The sequence below is a fragment of the Microcoleus sp. B6-A1 genome (assembly GCF_036705085.1).
In the GTDB taxonomy this organism is placed as follows: domain Bacteria; phylum Cyanobacteriota; class Cyanobacteriia; order Cyanobacteriales; family Microcoleaceae; genus Microcoleus.
Genome location: NZ_JAUBTU010000123.1, coordinates 1 through 19,154 on the forward strand (window position 1 = coordinate 1; position 19,154 = coordinate 19,154).

Genomic DNA, 19,154 nt, shown 5'->3' on the forward strand with positions numbered 1-19,154 from the left:
TGGAACAGGCATCTTGCCTGTTCATAAAAAGCTAATTGAGAATGGTGCAACCTATGAGTTACATCCGTTACATCCGTCAGCAACAGGCAAGATGCCTGTTCCACAAGAAAATTTATATTTTGTGGAACAGGCATCTTGCCTGTTCATAAAAAGCTAATTGAGAATGGTGCAACCTATGAGTTACATCCGTTACATCCGTTATAGAATCCGTTGCCGAACTTCCTTCTTCCCTCTTCCTTCTTCCTTCTTCCCTCTTCCTTCTTCCTTCTAAAACACAGTCCCGTCACTTTCAATCTGAATTGGCGGCACTCCACCGGGCCTCAATTCGCCCGCAATTTTCCGCCCCGCCGCCCAAGTTCCTCCTTGCAAAATCTTCACCAGCGGCAATTGATCCGCACTCAAATGCAGCTTTTCTCGAATAGCTGCGGCAATTTTATCTAAAAGATTGACAGTGAGCGATCGCCATTCCACTATAACTTCCGAACCAGGCAAGTAACTCTGCTCAAAAATAGCCGAATCTTTTGCCCGCAGCAGCCCGATATCCAAACACAAACCGCCGTTGCGGTACTCCGGCAATCCCGTTAACTCATCCAATCCGGCGACTTCTAAACCAAGTTCTTGCAGCGGTTCCAACAGCGAATAAGTCAACCACTGCGACAGTTTGTGAAACGGCACCAATTCATCTCCCAGATTTTCTCCTGTTAAAGCCGGATGCCGCCAAACATCGCCTAAATTAACACCACCAATTGCATATCTTCCCGGCCAAATTTCCCCAAAACCTGTCAAAACAGCGCTCAATACGACCGCAGCCTTCACAGTTTTGCCTCCCGAAACCCCACTGTCGAGCAAGTATTTTGCCAAATTGCCGGGACGCGGGTTTTCGCTACCAAATAATAATGGATGCTGGCAAATCGCATTTCCCAAGCGCTGCAATAATTCTAATCTTCCTGTTAAACCAACTAGCGGATTGTCTCGACTTACCTGAAATCCAGCAGCTAAGGTTTCTAGTTTTAATTGAGAAAGTCCGCGAGAATCAGCTTGCCAAGGAAAATCGGGATTGCTGGAAAAAACACCTTGACAAAACATCCGCAAGCTGGCTATTGCTAACCCTTCAGAACGGCGGTAAACCTGCCCGGTTTCTTGTTCACAATACTGCCAATCTGCACCAGCACCGGCATCGAGCAAAACGCTGACAATTGCTAAATCAAATTTGATCTTAGCTTGCTCTATGAGTGCAAATTCGGCTATTGCTGCATTCAATTCGGCGAGTCGCGACAAGTTGCCAGCTTCAAAATGTCGCCAGCGACTGTGAAAGGGAATGTTAAAATCGGGATACTGTTGGCGCGTTGTGTCAATTACATAATTTGCTGCTTTGTCGAGTTGGGATAAATCGACGCGGAAGTAGCGAAGTTTGTCCTGGCTGGCTAAATCAAAAAGCCGATCGCACTTTTGGCGAATAGCAGCCGGGGTTCTCAGATATTCTACAGTCTCAAGTTCAATATTGTGCAACTTCATACAACCAAACAGCGGTAAACATCGTTTTCTTGAAAAAAGTCAAACTGACTGTAATCTAAAAGATTATCTAAAATCGCATTTTTATCGATCTTGATCAGCTTATATTCCCACTTCGACCCGCTGACTTCGCGTTTTATTTGATCGGAAACTATGACCGAATTTCTTTCTCTACCCGGACATACTATTTTACTTAAATCTTCCAGCCTGTCGGCTATGTGAATATCTTTTCCGTAAGTGCAAGACCTAAATATATATAAATTTCCCTTAGCAACTCCCACCGACAAGCCACAAGGTATTTGATTGGCGTCAATAAAAAGTTTCCAATTCTCGCACAGACTTTCCATTGCTGCTAAGGCTGAGTGAGCTTCCGGGAAAGTCAACAAATGCGAATCCCCAACAATACTCCGAATTGTGCCGCCGTATTCTTCGCAAATTGTTTTTTCAAAAGTATCAAAGTTGGTGAGCAAATATTCCACATCTTTGATAGAATTAGATTCTTGATAAGCTATAAACCCTCTCAAATCTGCTTTAATTATTGCTTGATTCTTGATGATTCGCGTTTTGTAACTTTGGTCAACTTTGTATACTTTTTCAGGTTCGCTCATCCCTTTCAAAGAAAACTCGTTGACAAAAGACGTTTGCACTTCTGCTTTGTTGAGCGACAGCCATGCTGCTTGGGACAAATATATTTCATCAGGCGGAGTTACTGATTCTATGCGCGCTGTTAAATTCACCGTATCGCCAAAGATATCTTTATCTTGATGCAAGACATCTCCTAATGTAATAGACACACGAATAGCCAATCGTTCGTCGTTCGCCTTGCTAGATTGTTGCGCTCTCAATTCTTGCTGCATTTCTATGGCGGCTACAGCCGCTGCTGTGACGCTAGGAAAAATTATCCAAAATGAATCACCTTCCCCTTTAATCACGCTGCCTTCATTTCTGGCGCTAATATCTGAAACAAAAGTTTTATGCTCGTTTAACAAACTACTCAAGTCCGACTGAGATAATTTTTTAACTCTGGCGGTATATCCGCAAATATCTGTTTTTACGATCACACTAGAACGCAAATTAGCCATAACCTACCCTGACTGATCAAAAACCAGCAATAAATTTCATTTAGCAAAGACGCGATTGTTCGCGTCCCATCGGTCGCGTCTTTGCCCTCTTAATCTCCTAAATCGCGTCCGATCGCTCCTGCAAGAATTGTAGCATCTGGCACAGGGTCAGGCGTGTAGTAGCCGGCGGCTTTTTTGGCGACGATTTCGACTTGTGCGTCTGCGGGAATCCAATCTTCAGGAATGGGGATGCGATCGACCACCTGAATGCCAGAATTGATAATCGCATTGTATTTCATATCGCTCATAGAAACTAAACTGTCAATGCGAGAGATCCCCAACCAGTGCAGCACGTCTGGCATTAGTTCTTGAAACCGCATATCTTGAACTCCCGCCACACATTCAGTGCGCGTAAAATAGGCATCAGCGCGATCGCCACCTTCCTGCCGTTTTCTGGCATTGTACACCAAAAACTTAGTCACTTCCCCCAAAGCTCTCCCTTCCTTGCGGAAGTAAACAATTACCCCAGAACCGCCGGCTTGTGCCGTTTGGATGCAAATTTCCATCCCGTGTACCAAATAAGGGCGACAAGTGCAGATATCGGAACTGAAGACATCAGAACCGTTGCATTCATCGTGTACCCGTACCGCCAACTGCTTATCCGGGTCAGAAATATTCGCGACATCGCCAATAATATAAACCGTAGTTCCGCCAATTGGTGGCAAGAAAACCTGTAAGTCCGGCCGCGTCACTAAATCCGAGAACATTCCGCCTGTTTGCTCGAACAGGACACGGCGGAGAACGCTTTCTTGGGCGCCGATTCGCCTAGCAATTCCCGGCAAATACCACACTGGATCGATCGCAATTTTAGTGACTGCTAAATTACCGCCTGCTTTGACAATTTTGCCATCAATTTGCACCCGCCCCTTAGCGATGGCATCTTGCAATTCTGGCATATTAATGTGAGCTTTAGTGACAGCAATTGTCGGGCGAATATCATATCCCTGCTGGAGAAATGAAGTATAAACTTCGCTAACCAAACCCCCAAACGGATCGAGAGAAACAATCAAATTGCGATCGCCCCAACTCGGGTGCGGCCCGATGTGTGCGGCCGGAGAGGTGTTGGTAAAATCGGGGCGGTGATCTGCTTGGAGTGCGCCGTTCGCAACTGCTAGCGCGCGATAAACAGAGTAGGAACCCGAATGAGTGCCGATCGCATTCCGGTGAGACGATTTGGTGAGGCTACCAATCACAGGCCCCCGTTTCAGGGGATCGATTTCTCCCCAGTAAATGGGATGAGGTTTTGTGCCGGATCTGTCGGGATGGGATGTTAAAACTATATGCTTGGGTTTTGACACAGTTTTTTTGGGCTATTGCTAGGGAGGCTGCTGTTAATTGAAAGTGAAATTGCAATTTGAAGCAGTGATTTATGATAGCAAAAGGATTCAGGCTCTGGAAGTATCCGGCATAGCAAAACTCGTGAAGCTGACTTGCGCGGTTTCTTCAAAAATATAAAAATTTTATATTTGTGCTTCAGCGATCGGGGCTGCACTACCAACAACAAAGCTACATATTTAATTCAAGTTTCTTTAGCGATTCTATTTCATTTGTGCATGAGATTTTTTTGAACTAACCACAGAGGGCGCAGAGGACGCAGAGCCTCTATAAAATATAGAAAGAGGAAAAGAGAGATGTTCACAATTCCTGCAAGGGTTGCTATAGTTACAACTGGTAGTGCTGAATTATCAAGAAAATACATACTAACTCACAAAATTAATGTTGCCAAGTACATCTAATTATTTGCTCAAAAATGGTCGCGTACCCGCCTCTCTTCTAGAGATGAAATCGATCGCCTCGTCAGCTTCTACTGTGGCGACAACGGGGAGTGAGAACAATTTTTGTTTGGTGGATTTGGAAATTGCGGCAGGGGCGATCGCCCAAATTATCCCAGCAGGTACAAAACCTGTCTCCTCCTCTGGAGATATCCCAGTTATAGATTTGCAGGGCGGCTTAGTTTGGCCTTGTTTTGTGGATATGCACACCCATTTAGACAAAGGCCACATTTGGGAACGATCGCCCAATCCCGATGGAACTTTTGCCAGCGCGATCGAAGCGGTAGGCGCTGATGCCCAAAAAAACTGGAATGCAGAGGATGTTTACCGGCGAATGGAGTTCGGCCTCAAGTGCAGCTACGCCCACGGAACCAAGGCTATCCGCACTCACATTGACAGCGCGGGCGAACAGGGAACCGTTAGTTTGGGAGTATTTGAAGCGCTGCAAGCCGAATGGGGCGATCGGCTGATCTTGCAAGCAGTTTCCCTGGTTTCCCTCGACTATTTCCTGACACCAGCCGGCGAAAAATTAGCCGATCGCATGGCCCAAACCGGCGGCATTCTCGGCGGCTTCGCCTATATGAATCCCGACTTAGACAAACAACTCGATCGAGTTTTTGCCTTAGCCAAAGAACGAAATTTAAACCTCGACTTCCACACCGACGAAAACGACGATCCAGAATCAGTAACACTGCGGGAAGTCGCAAAAACCGCCATCCGCCATCAATTTTCCGGTCAAATTATCTGCGGACACTGCTGTAGTTTAGCCGTACAACCGTCAGATTTAGTAACAGAAACTATCGCATTAGTCAAGCAAGCAAATATCGGCATTGTCAGCTTGCCGATGTGCAACCTTTACCTGCAAGACCGAGAATCTCAGCATACACCGCGCTGGCGGGGAGTGACACTGCTGCACGAACTCAAAGCAGCAGGAATTCCCGTTGCAGTTGCTAGCGACAATTGTCGCGATCCGTTTTACGGATTTGGCGATCATGATGTTTTGGAAGTCTTTAATATGGCAGTCCGCATCGCTCATTTAGATAGGCCCTATGGAGACTGGCCCTGTGCAGTGACAAAGACTCCAGCCGATTTAATGGGATTGCCGAATTTAGGACGAATTGCAGTGGGTTTACCAGCAGATTTGATTTTGTTTAAGGCGCGGAATTTCAGCGAATTGTTATCTAGAGCGCAGGGCGATCGCACTGTTTTACGGCAGGGCATTAAAATTGATACAACTTTGCCCGATTACCGCGAACTCGATGATTTATTAGCAACTGAAATCTGACATTTTGTACGAATATCAAGAACAGGCTCTCCGGCCTGTTCCACAAAAGATGAATTTTCTTTCTACTCGTTACTAGGCAGAGCCGGGAACCAGTTAATTGAGTTTTGTGGAACGGGCCGAAGAGCCCGTTCTTGACAATGGTGTAATATGTAGGTTTCAAAAAGCATTTAGCCTTGGTATATTGTCAAATTGCAACTAATTTGATATAAATATAAAAGCTAATTCGAGTGAGGATGTTTTAAGTGAAAGCAGTTATTTTATTGTCGGGAGGGCTAGATTCCTCAACAGTTTTGTATCAAGCCAAAGCCGACGGCTGCGAGTGTTACGCTATTTCCTTTGACTACCAGCAAAGACATCGGCGGGAGTTGGAATCAGCACGGGCGATCGCACTTTCAGCGGGTGTTAAGGCACATCAGATAGTAAACTTTGACTTAACACTGTGGGGCGGTTCGGCTTTGACGGATAATGAGATGGAATTGCCGATCGATCGCAATCTTGCAGAAATGTCCCAAAACATCCCAATTACCTACGTTCCTGCCAGAAATACGATCTTTCTCAGCTTTGCCCTCGCCTACGCCGAAACTCTAGAAGCCGATCGCATTTACATCGGTGTCAACGCTTTAGATTATTCCGGCTATCCCGACTGTCGCCTCGATTACATCCAAGCCATGCAGGAAGTATTTCGGTTAGGAACAAAGCAGGGAAGAGAAGGAGAAGCTATTAAAATTATAACACCTTTGATCGAACTTAAAAAAACCGAAATTATTCAATTAGGCAACAAATTAGGAGTGCCTTGGGAGCAAACTTGGTCTTGCTATGCAGGCGGGGAAAATGCCTGCGGTGTTTGCGATTCTTGTCGGTTGCGGCTGGCGGCTTTTGAGGAATTGGGGTTAAAAGATCCGGTGCCTTACGCTTAGAACGACGGCCCAGAAACCGGGTTTTTTCGAGTCTCTTCGCTTCCGCCCGCCGAAACGGTAAAAAACCCGGTTTCTAAGCATCGCAGCGGGTGGTCAGAAACCGGGTTTTTTCGCAAGAATATATTACAGATGGCAGAAACTGCCAAAAACCCGGTTTCTTGGGTTTTGATGCGTAAGTCCTGCATGACTAAAATTTTTAAAATTGATTCTTAGTTAGTTTGGAATCATCCGAGTGCTTATTTAGCTTCCGGCTCATCCTCAACTTCCGGTTGACCCTGGTCTTCCTGTTCAAACCTAATTTCATTTTGCAGCGAATTCAATGGGACTAAAAGCAGATCAGCCATTTGCGATTGTCCTCTAGCCCTGTAGATATCTATAGCTTTCTGAAAATCTTCCACTCCACCCTGTTTTTCTCCAATTACAGCTCGCATACGAGCACGAACCATATAAGCTTCTACAAAATCAGGATTGAGATTAATTGCTTGAGTAAAAGCTTCAGATGCTTCCTTATACAGTTCTCTGCGACCGAGGTCGAATCCTTTTTGATAAAGTTCTTGAGCTTTCATCGCATTTCTTAATTTCTGCTGTTCATCTCGCTTGCATAAAGGATCGAGTCTATTGACTTTACCTGATGAATCAAGTATAAAGCACCCTGGTTCTTCCTGGGCATTCGCTACAGTCTGAAAAAGAGGTAGACTAATTATTGATTGTTTTTCCCAAGTTAAAAGATATGTCTATTGAAGAGCGCCGAGGTATTGAAACAATTGACAGAAACCAAAATCTACTTCTCGTTCGTGCTCCTATTGAGTCAGTGGCGGAAAAGTTCAGTAGGGCGAGACGTGCGGATGTTTGGGAACGGGATATATACGATCGCCCCATCGAAATTACCGCCGAAAGCTATATTGTATTTCAGTTCCGAGGACACCCTTGGACAATCGTTGAGCAACTGAATCATCATCCCGGTTCCCTTGTATTTGGAGAAGGAGATGCTATCACCCTTTCCTGGTTCCTATCCACTCGCGCCATCTACTACAAATGCAGCGACACTTGCGGTTATATTGGTTATAACTGCTACGACAGAGGTGCATTTGCAGAGATGCTGTACTTTGAAGCAGAAATGGATCTCCTATTCCTCTCTGACTTTCGTGAGGTTAAAGCTGAGGATATTGACGATGCCTTCAACTTTACTTTCGCTTTTATGCAGGAGCAAGATATCTATATTCCCTACGTATATTACGAAAATGTGAAGGCTGGCGATCGGTTGAATTTACGCCCCAAAGGCCCGACGTTAGATGATTTAGTACGCAGCGACTTCGAGCGAGTAGATTATCTAGGTATTCGCTAAAATATTCTCAACTAGAAAATTTGGCCACACTACTCACCCCGCTATTCTTTCGCCCTTTCCCCACAACTTCCTCATCCGCTGCTGCAATTCCATCTAAAGTTCGATCGCCCGCAGCCCCTTCCAACAAGTGAATTTGAAGTTGATCCAACCGCGGCCCGGAGACAGAAACAACCGTAAGTTCCACATTTTCGCCCCGCCAAACTTCCCCAGCAGCCGGCATTCTTTGCAACTGATAACTCAGAAAACCTCCAATTGTCTGATATTCGTCAGTTACTGGCAAATCCAAATTCAATATTTGATTCACATCATCTAAATTTAACTGCGCTTGCACTAAATAAGTGCGATCGTCCAATACTTGCAAAGCAATTTCTTTATTGTCGGGCGACTGGTAAGTGCGGCCGATAATTTCCGCGATCAAATCCCTCAGTGTTACTAAACCGGAAATGCCGCCAAATTCATCAACTACGATCGCAATTTCTTCCGACGAACTCTGCATCAAAGGCAGCAGTTCCCCCAGCAGCATCATCTCCGGCACAAACCTCACCGAACCCATCCAAGTTACAATTGGCGTGTCGGGAGATAGCAAACCTTCAGCTAGAGGTTTCGCAAGTTGTTTGAACCCAATAATGCCGATAATGTCGTCTAAAGAATCTCCCGTCACGGGATAGCGGGAATGGTTAGAAATCGCCATTTCGTCGAGCAAAGTTTGAAAGGTTGCCGTCTTGGGAAGTGCGACAATGTTAGGCCTCGGCACCATTACTTCTTCTACCCAAACTTCGCCAAATTCAAACACGTTGTTGAGCAATTCTCGCTTTTCTGCTTCCAAGCCGCTGGATTCGCTGGAAGTAGCTATAATTAATTGCAGTTCTTCGGGAGTAACCGGCCGATGTCTTAGATCGTATTCGATGCCCGCCAACCGCAAAAGCGATCGAGTAGATTGATTGAGAAACGACACAAAGGGCTTGAACACACGGGCAATCAATAAACTCGGAGGCCCTAAACTTCTGGCTAGCTGTTCGGAATGCAGCAACGCTACAGATTTGGGAAAGAGTTCGCCCAGTACGATTTGCAGGTAAGCTAGCAACAAAAAAGTTACTATTGGTATGCTAAAAGAATGGGCGATCGCCGACTTGATGTAAATTGGCAGTGGCAAATAGCCGATCGACATTCGGACTAGCACGGCGATCGTACTTTCCCCAATCCAGCCGAGAGCTAAACTAGAAAGAGTGATTCCCAACTGCATTGTCGAAAGCAATCGCTCAATACTTTGCTGCAAAGATTGCACCGTTTGAGCTGCCACGTCGCCGGCATCCACTAACTGATTGATGCGCGATCGGCGTACCGTCACCATCGAAAACTCAGCCGCCACAAAAAAAGCATTAATCGCAATCAGCAACAGCACTGACAGCAACCGCGACAGCACCTCTGTCAAACTCATCGCGGGTAAATCAGATATCTCCTGCACTCTCGCCCCTAAAAGTGACACAATGCTCCCTAAAAAAACTTTATCGATCAAACCTGAGAATCCCTCTGCAGGTTTGGTCTTCTTTTATTTTACTTCGCCACTGGAATGCCAGATATTTGCAACTGAAGTTTTTGACCTGGATAATCTGTCAGCGTCAGCGAAACTTCCTTAGCATTTTCTAGCAAAGCTGTGGGAATACTCACCGTACCGTAAAACACCTGCCCGTTGGGGGGGAGTTCCGAGGGCAAATCCTCGGCAGTCGCGCTCAGGGCCCGGCCACGATCGTCAGTGACGTTCAAGAAACTGTAGAGAAACCTCACAGCTTGGGAGCCTTCATTTTTCATGCTCACGTCTAGCAGCATGGAATTGTTGCGCTGACTGGCCGCGCTTACCTCCAGGGTTATTCCCCCGTCGCGACTGTTCAGGGGAAACTTGGCGCTGGCATTTTGTGCAGCCGGTTTTTTGGCCGCGGCTGGTTTAGAGCTTGCCTTCTCTGTTTTAGTATTTGCCCCGGCCGTTTTTTCGGGATCGCGACCTTCTACCCGTGCTTTGACGGTTGTGAGAATGTCTTTTTCTTTCAAAATGCTCACTTGGTCTTTGCTAGCCTGAGTTCCCTGCTTGCCGCTGCCAGCATTGTTGCTGGGACGAACATCGGGTTGAGTCGTTCCTTGCAAGGCTTCGCGACCTATAGTAAATCCCCAAACAGAACTCGTCACGCCTGCTCCAAACATGAGAGCGAGCAGAATTAGAGTCAGAACTACCGTCGAATTCACTGCCATTGCCTATAAGTTTATGCCGAGTCCTAGAAACTGCTTTGTCCGGTCGATCGGCTTGCCTAAGATTGGCTAACAGGCGATCGGGACTCAGCAGATCTAAAGATTTTGATTTTTGTTCTCTAGTTCTAGCACGGACTGAGAAATTATGTTATAATTCATTTTGAGTTAGATCAAAGAAATTGATTTAACGGCAGTTGGCCGAGCGGTTTAGGCAGCGAACTCATAATTCGCCCCAGGCAGGTTCAACTCCTGCACTGCCGATTTAACATTAATCATGACGCTCCGCGCTCTGGCTAAAAACCAGGTGTCTTCCCAGATACAAGTCTTGGACGCATGGGGGGCTAGAAACCGGGTTTCTACGAAAAATTTGCGACCAGTAACGAAAAATATACGAAGAAACCCGGTTTCTGAGGTCGCAAGTGCGATCGCCAACTAGAAATTTGGTCGATCGCGAGATCCTGAGATCGCATTCGACTCGGAAAATTATTATTCTGATGCAAAGGTCAACGAGATCAACCCTTAATCAATTCCACATTATATCTGCTCGCTTCTGAGATGGCGGGCGCGGCGCGGGGACGATGATCGTACAGCACTCCAAAAATTATTATTCTGATGCAAAGGTCAACGATATCAACCCTTAATTAACTCCACTCCGTCGCGCCCGTCGATATCTTGAACGTAAACCTTAACTTGTTCTTCCTTTGCAGTCGGCAACTTTTTACCCGTAAAATCCGGCTGAATCGGTACTTCTCGGTGGCCACGATCGACTAATACCGCTAACCAAATTTTCTCCGGCCGCCCGTAATCGTTTACCGCATTCAAAGCCGCTCGACTCGTTCTGCCTTTATATATAACGTCATCTACCAACACCACGGTTTTGCCCGTCAAATCGAAAGGAATTTCTGTTTTAGCCGGTGTCCGCATCGCAACTCGATCCAAGTCATCTCGGTAAAAGGTAATATCCAAAGCGCCCACGGGTACTTTGACTTGTTCGAGGACTTCAATTTGATCTGCCAAAATTTGAGCTAAAGGCACTCCTCTACTATGAATGCCCAACAGCACTAACTCCGAGGGATTCCCTGATTTTTCGACAATCTGGGAAGCGACGCGGGTGAGAGTACGCCTCACTTCATCAGGGGATAAAATTTGGATAATTTTAGTCATGGGTTGCTGCGAGCTAATTGTTGGCTGTTGGCATATCGAACAATTTGAGATTTGAGATTTGAGATTTTAGATTGACTTGACAGATGAATCTGGGGGTTTGAACAAAGGTCAATCGATTTTAGATTTTAGATTTGAGATTTTAGATTTTAGCATTGACTTGCGCGAGATAAATTGGGGGGCTTGTTGATCGGATACAGGTTTTTTATTTCTGGACGGATGAATCACGTGGCGGGTATCCTGGATGCTTGATTGTCAAAACTTTTTTTGCTTCTGTCGGTGGCTTATATCTGTCTTCTGCTGGGCTTACCCAGAACGGATGAAAAGCAGATGCTGCGATTGCAATGCTTGGAGCGCGAACAATGACAGAAATAGGTTATTTATGCCTCCTGGACTGTTCGGGTGAGGTCATCAGTTAGCGGCTCAAACATAATAAGGTATAAAAAAGCAATGATAGTCCCAACCAAATCAGAAAGCAATACCGAGTTAATTGCAATGCTTGGCAAATTAGCGGCGCTGCGATCGGGTGAACCGGCTCGCCTAACAGCGGTTTGTGTTTGAGAACTCCGCGATAGGAATTGGTACCTCCTAGTTGTACTCCCAAGATGGCGGCGTAAACGCACTCGCTCCAACCGGAATTTGGACTGGCATCTTTAACAGCATCTCTCTGACAAATTTGCCAAATGTAAATCGGTTTGCCAGAGATAACGGCTAAAGTAATCACTGTTAGCCGGCAAGGAATCCACGTCAGCACGTCTTCTAGTTTGGCGCTAAACCATCCTAAATCAGTGTAGGGCGCTTCTTTGTAGCCGATCGTAGAATCTAATGTGCTGGCTGCTTTGTAAGCGATCGCCAGGGAAACCATCGCACTCGCCCACATCGAGTTAGGATCGATCGGCGCAGCGGTAACACTTAATAATAGATGCGGCAGAGCGAACCCAAGTAAGGCATAAAATAGCGGTGCTGTCACACCATCGACTGCATTCTCTGTTACAGTTTCTAACACTGCTCGCAAAATTTCTGGCTCGGATAAGTTTTCGGTATCCCGGCCGACGTAAAGGCTCAACCTTTCTCGCGCCTTGACTAAATCTCCAACATTTAAAGGTGCTAGCACATCTTCTGCTGCCGCCCTCAAACTGCGACCTGCAAAACAGCTTGCCAGCAAAATGGTCTGTATGGCAATACCTAAAAGAGGATGCACCCAACTAGCAGCTTGGACGATCGACCAACTGACAGTATAACTGCCTACAATCAGCCCGATCGCTAGTATTGTACCAGCACCTCGTAGCAGCAGTTTGTGCCGCTCGCCAGCGGGACTATCCCCGGCTTCAGGCATTTTGCCTGCGGGATTCTTCCATATATTAAAGACAAGTCGAGTATAGCGGTCGATCGCCCAACCCATCGCCTGCACGGGATGCGGCCAACCCCAAGGATCGCCGATCGAATAATCTAATACCGCAGCTAACATCAAAACAGGAAATTCATCCGGCATCATTATATATTGTGTCAAACTTGATAGTCCGGCCGAGCAGGAGCGATCGCAATGGTAGCGCAGGTTTTAACTACTGCTACCATTGCGGAGGCAAGATTTTTGAGCTGCAATTTTAACGGCTGAGATTACTTTCGTCGCCCAGCAAGTGTACGTTCTGCTCCCAATTAACACCGTCAAAGGGTAGGATCTGAAAGTGTTCAATGGCATAGTCGTCAAGACAGCGGACGTTGACATCGAAATGATCGGGATGCGATCGGGGGCGATAGAACGAGTGAATGCCGCAAATTCGGCAGAAAGTATGTTGAGCAGTTCCTGTATTAAATGTATAGGTGGTCAAAACATCTTCGCCACTGAGCAAGGTAAAACGTTCCGGTGGCACAATGAGGTGCAAAAATCCCTTCTTTTTACAGATAGAGCAGTTGCAATCAGATGCTTCGTGTTTGTCAACGGCGACACGGAAGCGGACAGCACCGCAGTGACAGCCGCCAAAGTAAGTAACAAGTGTTGCGTCCATGTGTGCTTGCTGGCGATCGAATGAATGAACTTACCATTTAAATGATAAAGCTAGTTTCTTCCCCTAGAGCCGCTTGCCAACTGCGGACATCATAGTATAAGTCTTCGAGGGAAATACTGTACAGCGCTTCGGCAAGTTTTTTGTGCAATCGGTTCCACAAACTGAATGTTACCCAGTCCTCTGCTTGCGTCGCATCGGGAAAATGTCGAGGTAAAGGTTCAATAGTTTCACCTACAGCCTCTAAGATTTGTCCTAAAGAGATTTGAGCGGGCTGGCGGGCCAATTGATATCCTCCTTGGGCACCCCGAACTGATTGGACTAAACCGGCTCGTCGCATTTCAATCAGCAATTTTTCTAGATACGGAGCCGGTAACTCCTGTCGCTTCGCTATCGATTTCACCGATGTTGGGCCAAAGCGAGGTTGCAAACTTAGATCCAGTAATGCTTTGACACTGTAGTGTCCGCGTGTGGTTAACTTCATGGGATTTTAAGAGCGGGGCAAATATTTAGCTAGCTGATAGCTGATAGCTTATGCTACCGAGTTTAGAGATTGCTCGCACCGGCGGCAGCTACTCCTCAAGAAAGACTGCAGGTTGTTAAAAATATTTAGATAATAGTGGTTAACAATTGAGCCGATCGGTGTAATATGGTTTTACGACCAGCTATAAAGCTAAAGTTTCTTGGTCAAACCAAAAACCAACCGAGAAAAAATCCGTACACCAGTTGAATATTTCAGGACTCAGTAAATGGCTAAAAAGAAAAATATCGAACCCCTTGAAGGCGAAGATCTGATCAAAAAGGTCAAAGACCTAGAGAACCTTACCAAGGAAGAAAAAGCTAGAGCCTGTGGCTACTACACCGTTACCAAGAACGGCGTAGAACGGGTCAACATGATGAAATTCCTGAATGCGCTGATTGATGCAGAAGGCATTCAGCTAGACGGGAAGCAAAACGGCAATGGACGCGGCGGACGCTCTGCCAGCTATCGGATTAGCGTTCAATCTAACGGCAACTTACTGATTGGAGCCGCCTACACGAAACAGATGGAACTCCAGCCAGGAGATGAATTTGAAATCTCTCTGGGACGCAAGCACATTCACCTGCGCCAAATCGATCGAGAAGAAGAAGAATCCTAGGCTTTTACGACTTGCTTTGACTTCTTGCTTGAACAGGTTGGTTTGACTTCAAGCATTGACTGCAAGCAGAGAGTTGGCTCTGAAATCTTTCTGTGAGCCTAAAAAAGTATGGCTTCTATAGATGGCAATGGCTGGACAAAAGCCACTGCCACTACTTTATATTTTCCGAGAATACCTATTCTCGCCCCTCGCTATATCCGTTTGGACAAGCGGGGGATTTTCCGCGTAGCTGTTAAAGAGAAGTTCGGCAACGGATTGTGTACCGGGTGTAACGGATGGATGTTCGGCAGCCAATAGTGTACGGGATTTAACGGATGAATGTTGAGTTTCGATGGTCGAGGTTCCAGGCAAGAAGCAGGTTAGGTTGAGCTACGAAACCGAACAAAGCAAGAGAATGGCGGAGGTATTCTGGGCCAAGAGTGCGTAATACCAGTTTAAAAAAAAGAATGCAACTGTCGGCAAACTCCAAAGCACGAGCTTCCTCATTCATCCCCAATTATTTAATCTAAAATCTAAAATCTAAAATCTAAAATTGTATAAGTCTCGTGGTTGCTCCTGATGTGTGTCTGTGTGGGAGGGGTTTTGAGGGCAAGGAAACACCTCGATCGCCCGTGAGTGAAATTACAGGCTAGAACAGTTAAAGTGTTAGGGAGCAATTAGTCACCAGCCTATGCCGTTGCCCCGATTCGCGAGCAAAACTTCTCAACACCAAATAAAAATCCCCCTGCGTCACCTTCTAGTGGCCTCTTTTGTGCTGCAAATCGTCGCAGCCGTTGGGATTGTCGGGTATCTGTCTTTTCGCAACGGAGACAAAGCAGTCGAAGAGCTCGCCGAGAAATTGATCGCGGAGACGGGAAAGAGAGTTGAAGAAAAGCTGATTTCTTTTCTCGAACCTACCCAGTGGGTAAATCAACTTAACGCCTCGGCGATCGAGCGCGGTGAATTAAACTTACACTTAGAAAAGCCGCAGCCTCGGGGAGAGAAGTTCCTCTGGCAACAAATGCGATCTTTTAAAAGCATTGAATGGATATCCTTCGGTGCGGAAAAATCAGGAGAATATCTCGGCATTTGGCGCAACCCCACGGATCACAACTTGCAAATTGTCGCGGCAAACAAGTCTACCAACTTTCAGAACATATACTACGCTACAGACGGCAACGGCACTCGCACCGCTAAATTAAAGGCAGAACCCAGAACCTACGATGCCCGTCTCCGCCCCTGGTACAAAGAAGCTGTCGCAGCTAACAAACCGATTTGGACGAGCATTTATCCGGGTTTTACTCCTGGGACTGTTTTTATTGCTGCTAGCCAACCAATTCGCGATCGAAATGGTAAATTGCTGGGAGTTTGTGCCGTAGACTTTTCGCTCTCGGATCTTCAGCAATATCTCCATCGCATCAAGCTTAGCAAAACGGGACAAATTTTCGCGATCGAACGATCGGGCTTGCTGGTTGCCAGTTCGAGTCAAGAATCACCCTTTAGAAAGATGTCGCGAAAGCAGCAACTGCAGCGGGTGAATGTTTTAGACAGCCAAACTCCTATCATTCGCACCGCAGCTAAATATTTGTACGAACACTTCGGGGGCTTTGGCGAGATTAAGCAGCGGCAGCAACTGAAATTTAGCCGAGATGGGCAGGAATATTTTGTGGAAGTGTTGCCGTTTTCTGATGTTTACGGTTTGAACTGGCTGATTGCGATCGCAGTTCCCGAATCTGATTTCATGGGGCAAATTAACAAAAATACGCGCACTACAATTTTACTTTGTTGGGTGGCGCTGCTGCTATCGACAATTGCTGGAGTGCTGACAGCTAGGTGGGTAACGCTGCCGCTGCTGCGGCTCAATGAAGCAGCTAAAGATATTGCCGCCAGAGAGTTCGATCGCGCTGTTAGTGTCAGTAGGCTGGAGGAAGTCGGCGAATTAGCCGAGTCTTTCAACGAGATGGCTGCTCAACTGAAAAAGTCTTTTCAAGCTTTGGCAGAAAGTGAAGAAAAATTTGCCCAACTGGTAGAAAATTTGCCTGTTGGAGTCGGGGCGATGACTCCGGGCGGCGCAGTTATTTTCATGAATTCGGCGGGAGAGCAGATATTGGGTAGGGGAGAAATGCCCCATGCTACCGCAGCAGAGCTAGCAGAAGCTTATCAAACTTATATAACAGGCACTAATCAACTGTACCCGGCTGAGCAAATGCCGTTTGTGCGGGCGTTGAGTGGCTTCGAGGTGATTGCGGAAGATATGGAAATTCGCCGAGACGGGAAAAATATTCGTTTGGAAGTGCGAGCGCTGCCGGTGTTTGACGGTGCGGACAATATCCTTTATGTTCTTAATGTTTTTACAGATATTACGGCTCGCAAACACGCAGAGCAAATATTGGCTGACTACAACCGTACCCTCGAAATTGAAGTAGTCGATCGCACGATCGAGCTAGCCTCGATCAATGCCCGCTTGCAGCTCGAAATTGAGGAGCGCCAGCAAGCTGAAAAAATTATCCGTCAAGAGCGAGACTTTAACTTAAAGATTATCGAAAATTCTCCGATTTTTTTTGTGGCGATCGACTCTGCGGGTAAAATCCTGCTGGCGAATAACAGTATGCTGGAAGCTGTGGGCTATACTGCCACAGAAGTTGCAGGCAAAGATTACTTAGCTACATTCGTACCCCCAAGCGATCGAGCCGGATTACATTCGATTTTTACGGGCGTAACAGCGAGTGAGCAAACGGTTAACGAACATCGCATTCTCACTTCTGACGATCGGACTTTGTTAGTGGAGTGGCACGGCACACCGGTGCTCGACGAAGGTGGCAACCTGGATTTCTTGTTTGGATTTGGGATTGATATTGGCGATCGCAAACAAGCACAATTAGCCCTGCAAAAAAGCGAAGCTCTGTTTCACAAATTAGCGAACACTGTTCCGGGAGAACTTTACATATTCGTGCAGCATCCCGACGGATCAGTCAAGATGGAATATATCAGTCCTCGATGCCGAGAGATTCAAGAATTAGAGCCGGAGGAAATCCAGAACAACTCTGCTTTACTCTACGAACAAATGCACCCGGACGATCGATCCAGTCACTTCGAGGCAATTGTCAAAAGTGCCACTGTTCTAGAACTATTTTCCCACGAGTGGCGGATTGTGACAGCATCGGGAAAACTCAAATGGCTGCAAGGTTATTCTCGACCAGAATTGCGCGAAAATGGAGATATTGTCTGGCACGGCATAATTATTGATACGAGCGATCGCAAACAAGCAGAACAAGAACTTCAACAAGCCAAAGAAGCCGCAGAAGCTGCCAACAAAACTAAAAGCCTCTTTCTCGCCAACATGAGCCACGAATTGCGAACCCCCCTCAACGCCATTCTCGGCTTCGCTCAATTAATGGAACCCAGCACTAATTTAACTTTGCCGGAAAAAGAAAATATCAAAATTATTCGCCGCAGCGGAGAACACCTGCTCCAAGTGATCAATCAAGTCTTAGACTTATCTAAAATAGAAGCTGGCCGCATGACACTCAACGCCAAAACTTTTGACTTGTACCGCTTGCTGGGGGACGTGAAAAATATGTTTCAAATTCCGGCAAAAAATAAAGGATTGCAATTAATTATTGACTGCTCTTCCGATGTTCCCCAATACGTGCAAACTGATGATGTTAAGTTGCGACAAGTGCTAATTAACTTATTAGATAATGCGGTTAAATTTACCCCTTCCGGTTCAGTTTCAGTTACTGTGGAGCCGAATAAAAAACAAATAATTAAGCCTATATTGAACGAAGCTTTTGATTTTGTGGAAACTCAAAAGACAGTCATTATTTCCTTTGCCATAGCAGATACAGGAGTTGGTATTTTCCCGGACAAATTAGAAAGCATATTTGAATTATTGGTGCAAACTGCATCTGAAAAAAAAGTTCAAACAGGTACGGGTTTAGGATTAAATATCAGCCGCGAGTTCATAAGATTAATGGGGGGCGACATTACCGTCGAGAGCGAAGTGGGACAAGGGACTGTCTTCAAGTTTGATATTCAAGTTGTTACCGCAACGGGTGCTGGTGAAGTCATCAATAAATATGTTGAAGTCAAGGATTTATCGCCGAGTTCAAGTATGGTACAAGAAAAAATATCTGATAGTGCTGCAATATTTACGCTGGACTCCAAGCCGAAAGTTTCCCCAGAATGGGCGAGAACTCTAAAACAGGCAGTCCGTGAGGCTGACTTCGATTTGATTGCCACAACTATTGAGGAAATCGGCAGCGATAATGATGTTTTTGCGGAAGTTCTGATGAATCATCTATATAATTTTGATTATCAAAAAATACTAGATTTGATTGATGAAATTGAGCTGTAGGTTGCGCCGAAGATTAACTTATACAGCCTTTCTCAGTAACAGTGCGGTACGGTTGAGAATTGTCAGGTAATCAGTAGACAAGAGTGCCTAAATTTTTGATGGATAGACAAACCAAACCGCAGATTAAGGCAGATGAACACAGATTAACGCAGATAATTTCTATATCTGCGGGCTATTGGCAATAGATATGGAATTGCTCGCCCGCGTACCTCACGAAAGTTGAGAAAGGCTATATAATAATTATTATTGTTGATTTGCAGCTAATAATTTAGGAATGAGAATTAAATAACTTCCACAAGTTTGTGGGATGGGCGTCCCGCCC

Annotated in this window: 16 protein-coding genes and 1 tRNA gene; 7 read left to right on the plus strand and 10 right to left on the minus strand. The window is 45.9% G+C overall.

Annotated elements, in window-relative coordinates; all coding sequences use genetic code 11:
• Positions 1–267: 267 nt before the first annotated feature.
• From QUB11_RS28580 to QUB11_RS28590, 3 genes are all read right to left on the minus strand, one after another.
• Positions 268–1,515, minus strand: a complete 1,248-nt coding sequence (locus QUB11_RS28580; protein WP_333392334.1) for a URC4/urg3 family protein — start codon at positions 1,513–1,515, stop codon at positions 268–270.
• Entirely contained in the window at positions 1,512–2,594 is a 1,083-nt protein-coding gene (locus QUB11_RS28585) for an adenylate/guanylate cyclase domain-containing protein (protein WP_333392337.1), read from the minus strand. Before QUB11_RS28585 ends, QUB11_RS28580 begins: the two co-directional genes overlap by 4 nt.
• Positions 2,595–2,683: 89 nt before the next feature.
• Entirely contained in the window at positions 2,684–3,931 is a 1,248-nt protein-coding gene (locus QUB11_RS28590; RefSeq protein WP_333206993.1) for a GTP cyclohydrolase II, read from the minus strand.
• Between the two features lie 418 nt (positions 3,932–4,349).
• Here QUB11_RS28590 and QUB11_RS28595 point away from each other — a divergent pair, with 418 nt between their 5' ends.
• Together QUB11_RS28595 and queC are read left to right on the plus strand one after the other, a co-directional pair.
• The gene (locus QUB11_RS28595; RefSeq protein ID WP_333392339.1) at positions 4,350–5,690 is read left to right on the plus strand and encodes a cytosine deaminase; all 1,341 of its coding nucleotides are present in this window, start codon (positions 4,350–4,352) and stop codon (positions 5,688–5,690) included.
• A gap of 242 nt (positions 5,691–5,932) precedes the next feature.
• Positions 5,933–6,607: a 7-cyano-7-deazaguanine synthase QueC gene (gene queC / locus QUB11_RS28600; RefSeq protein ID WP_333392340.1), complete on the plus strand. Its 675-nt coding sequence runs from the start codon at positions 5,933–5,935 to the stop codon at positions 6,605–6,607.
• Positions 6,608–6,843: 236 nt separating this feature from the next.
• On the opposite strand, the gene QUB11_RS28605 is transcribed toward queC, so the two are convergent.
• Positions 6,844–7,173, minus strand: a complete 330-nt coding sequence (locus QUB11_RS28605; protein ID WP_333392344.1) for a hypothetical protein — start codon at positions 7,171–7,173, stop codon at positions 6,844–6,846.
• Between the two features lie 164 nt (positions 7,174–7,337).
• Here QUB11_RS28605 and QUB11_RS28610 point away from each other — a divergent pair, with 164 nt between their 5' ends.
• A complete protein-coding gene (locus tag QUB11_RS28610; RefSeq protein WP_333392346.1) occupies positions 7,338–7,952 on the plus strand; it encodes a hypothetical protein in 615 nt (204 codons plus the stop codon).
• A gap of 7 nt (positions 7,953–7,959) precedes the next feature.
• On the opposite strand, the gene QUB11_RS28615 is transcribed toward QUB11_RS28610, so the two are convergent.
• Complete coding sequence (locus QUB11_RS28615) at positions 7,960–9,438, minus strand: hemolysin family protein (RefSeq protein WP_333206998.1); 1,479 nt, start codon at positions 9,436–9,438, stop codon at positions 7,960–7,962.
• A gap of 68 nt (positions 9,439–9,506) precedes the next feature.
• The gene (locus QUB11_RS28620; protein WP_333206999.1) at positions 9,507–10,196 is read right to left on the minus strand and encodes a hypothetical protein; all 690 of its coding nucleotides are present in this window, start codon (positions 10,194–10,196) and stop codon (positions 9,507–9,509) included.
• A gap of 185 nt (positions 10,197–10,381) precedes the next feature.
• Here QUB11_RS28620 and QUB11_RS28625 point away from each other — a divergent pair.
• Positions 10,382–10,454 (plus strand) — tRNA-Ile (locus QUB11_RS28625).
• A 369-nt stretch (positions 10,455–10,823) separates the two neighbouring features.
• On the opposite strand, the gene pyrR is transcribed toward QUB11_RS28625, so the two are convergent.
• The 4 genes from pyrR to QUB11_RS28645 all read right to left on the minus strand — a co-directional run bounded on the left by pyrR (position 10,824) and on the right by QUB11_RS28645 (position 13,841).
• Positions 10,824–11,357 carry a bifunctional pyr operon transcriptional regulator/uracil phosphoribosyltransferase PyrR gene (pyrR, locus tag QUB11_RS28630; RefSeq protein WP_333207000.1) on the minus strand — a complete coding sequence of 178 codons (534 nt, stop codon included), beginning with the start codon at positions 11,355–11,357 and terminating at the stop codon, positions 10,824–10,826.
• Between the two features lie 412 nt (positions 11,358–11,769).
• The gene (gene cbiB, locus QUB11_RS28635) at positions 11,770–12,849 is read right to left on the minus strand and encodes an adenosylcobinamide-phosphate synthase CbiB (protein WP_333392354.1); all 1,080 of its coding nucleotides are present in this window, start codon (positions 12,847–12,849) and stop codon (positions 11,770–11,772) included.
• Between the two features lie 109 nt (positions 12,850–12,958).
• Entirely contained in the window at positions 12,959–13,360 is a 402-nt protein-coding gene (locus tag QUB11_RS28640) for a GFA family protein (RefSeq protein ID WP_333149872.1), read from the minus strand.
• 37 nt (positions 13,361–13,397) lie between these two features.
• Positions 13,398–13,841, minus strand: coding sequence for an Rrf2 family transcriptional regulator (locus QUB11_RS28645; RefSeq protein ID WP_190656033.1), 444 nt, complete (start codon positions 13,839–13,841; stop codon positions 13,398–13,400).
• 265 nt (positions 13,842–14,106) lie between these two features.
• On the opposite strand from QUB11_RS28645, the gene QUB11_RS28650 reads away from it, so the two are divergent.
• The 3 genes from QUB11_RS28650 (at position 14,107) to QUB11_RS28660 (ending at position 18,832) form a co-directional block, all read left to right on the plus strand.
• Complete coding sequence (locus QUB11_RS28650; RefSeq protein WP_015179394.1) at positions 14,107–14,496, plus strand: AbrB family transcriptional regulator; 390 nt, start codon at positions 14,107–14,109, stop codon at positions 14,494–14,496.
• Between the two features lie 108 nt (positions 14,497–14,604).
• Complete coding sequence (locus QUB11_RS28655) at positions 14,605–14,793, plus strand: hypothetical protein (RefSeq protein ID WP_333392349.1); 189 nt, start codon at positions 14,605–14,607, stop codon at positions 14,791–14,793.
• A gap of 454 nt (positions 14,794–15,247) precedes the next feature.
• Positions 15,248–18,832: a PAS domain S-box protein gene (locus tag QUB11_RS28660; RefSeq protein WP_333392352.1), complete on the plus strand. Its 3,585-nt coding sequence runs from the start codon at positions 15,248–15,250 to the stop codon at positions 18,830–18,832.
• The last annotated feature ends 322 nt before the right edge of the window (positions 18,833–19,154 follow it).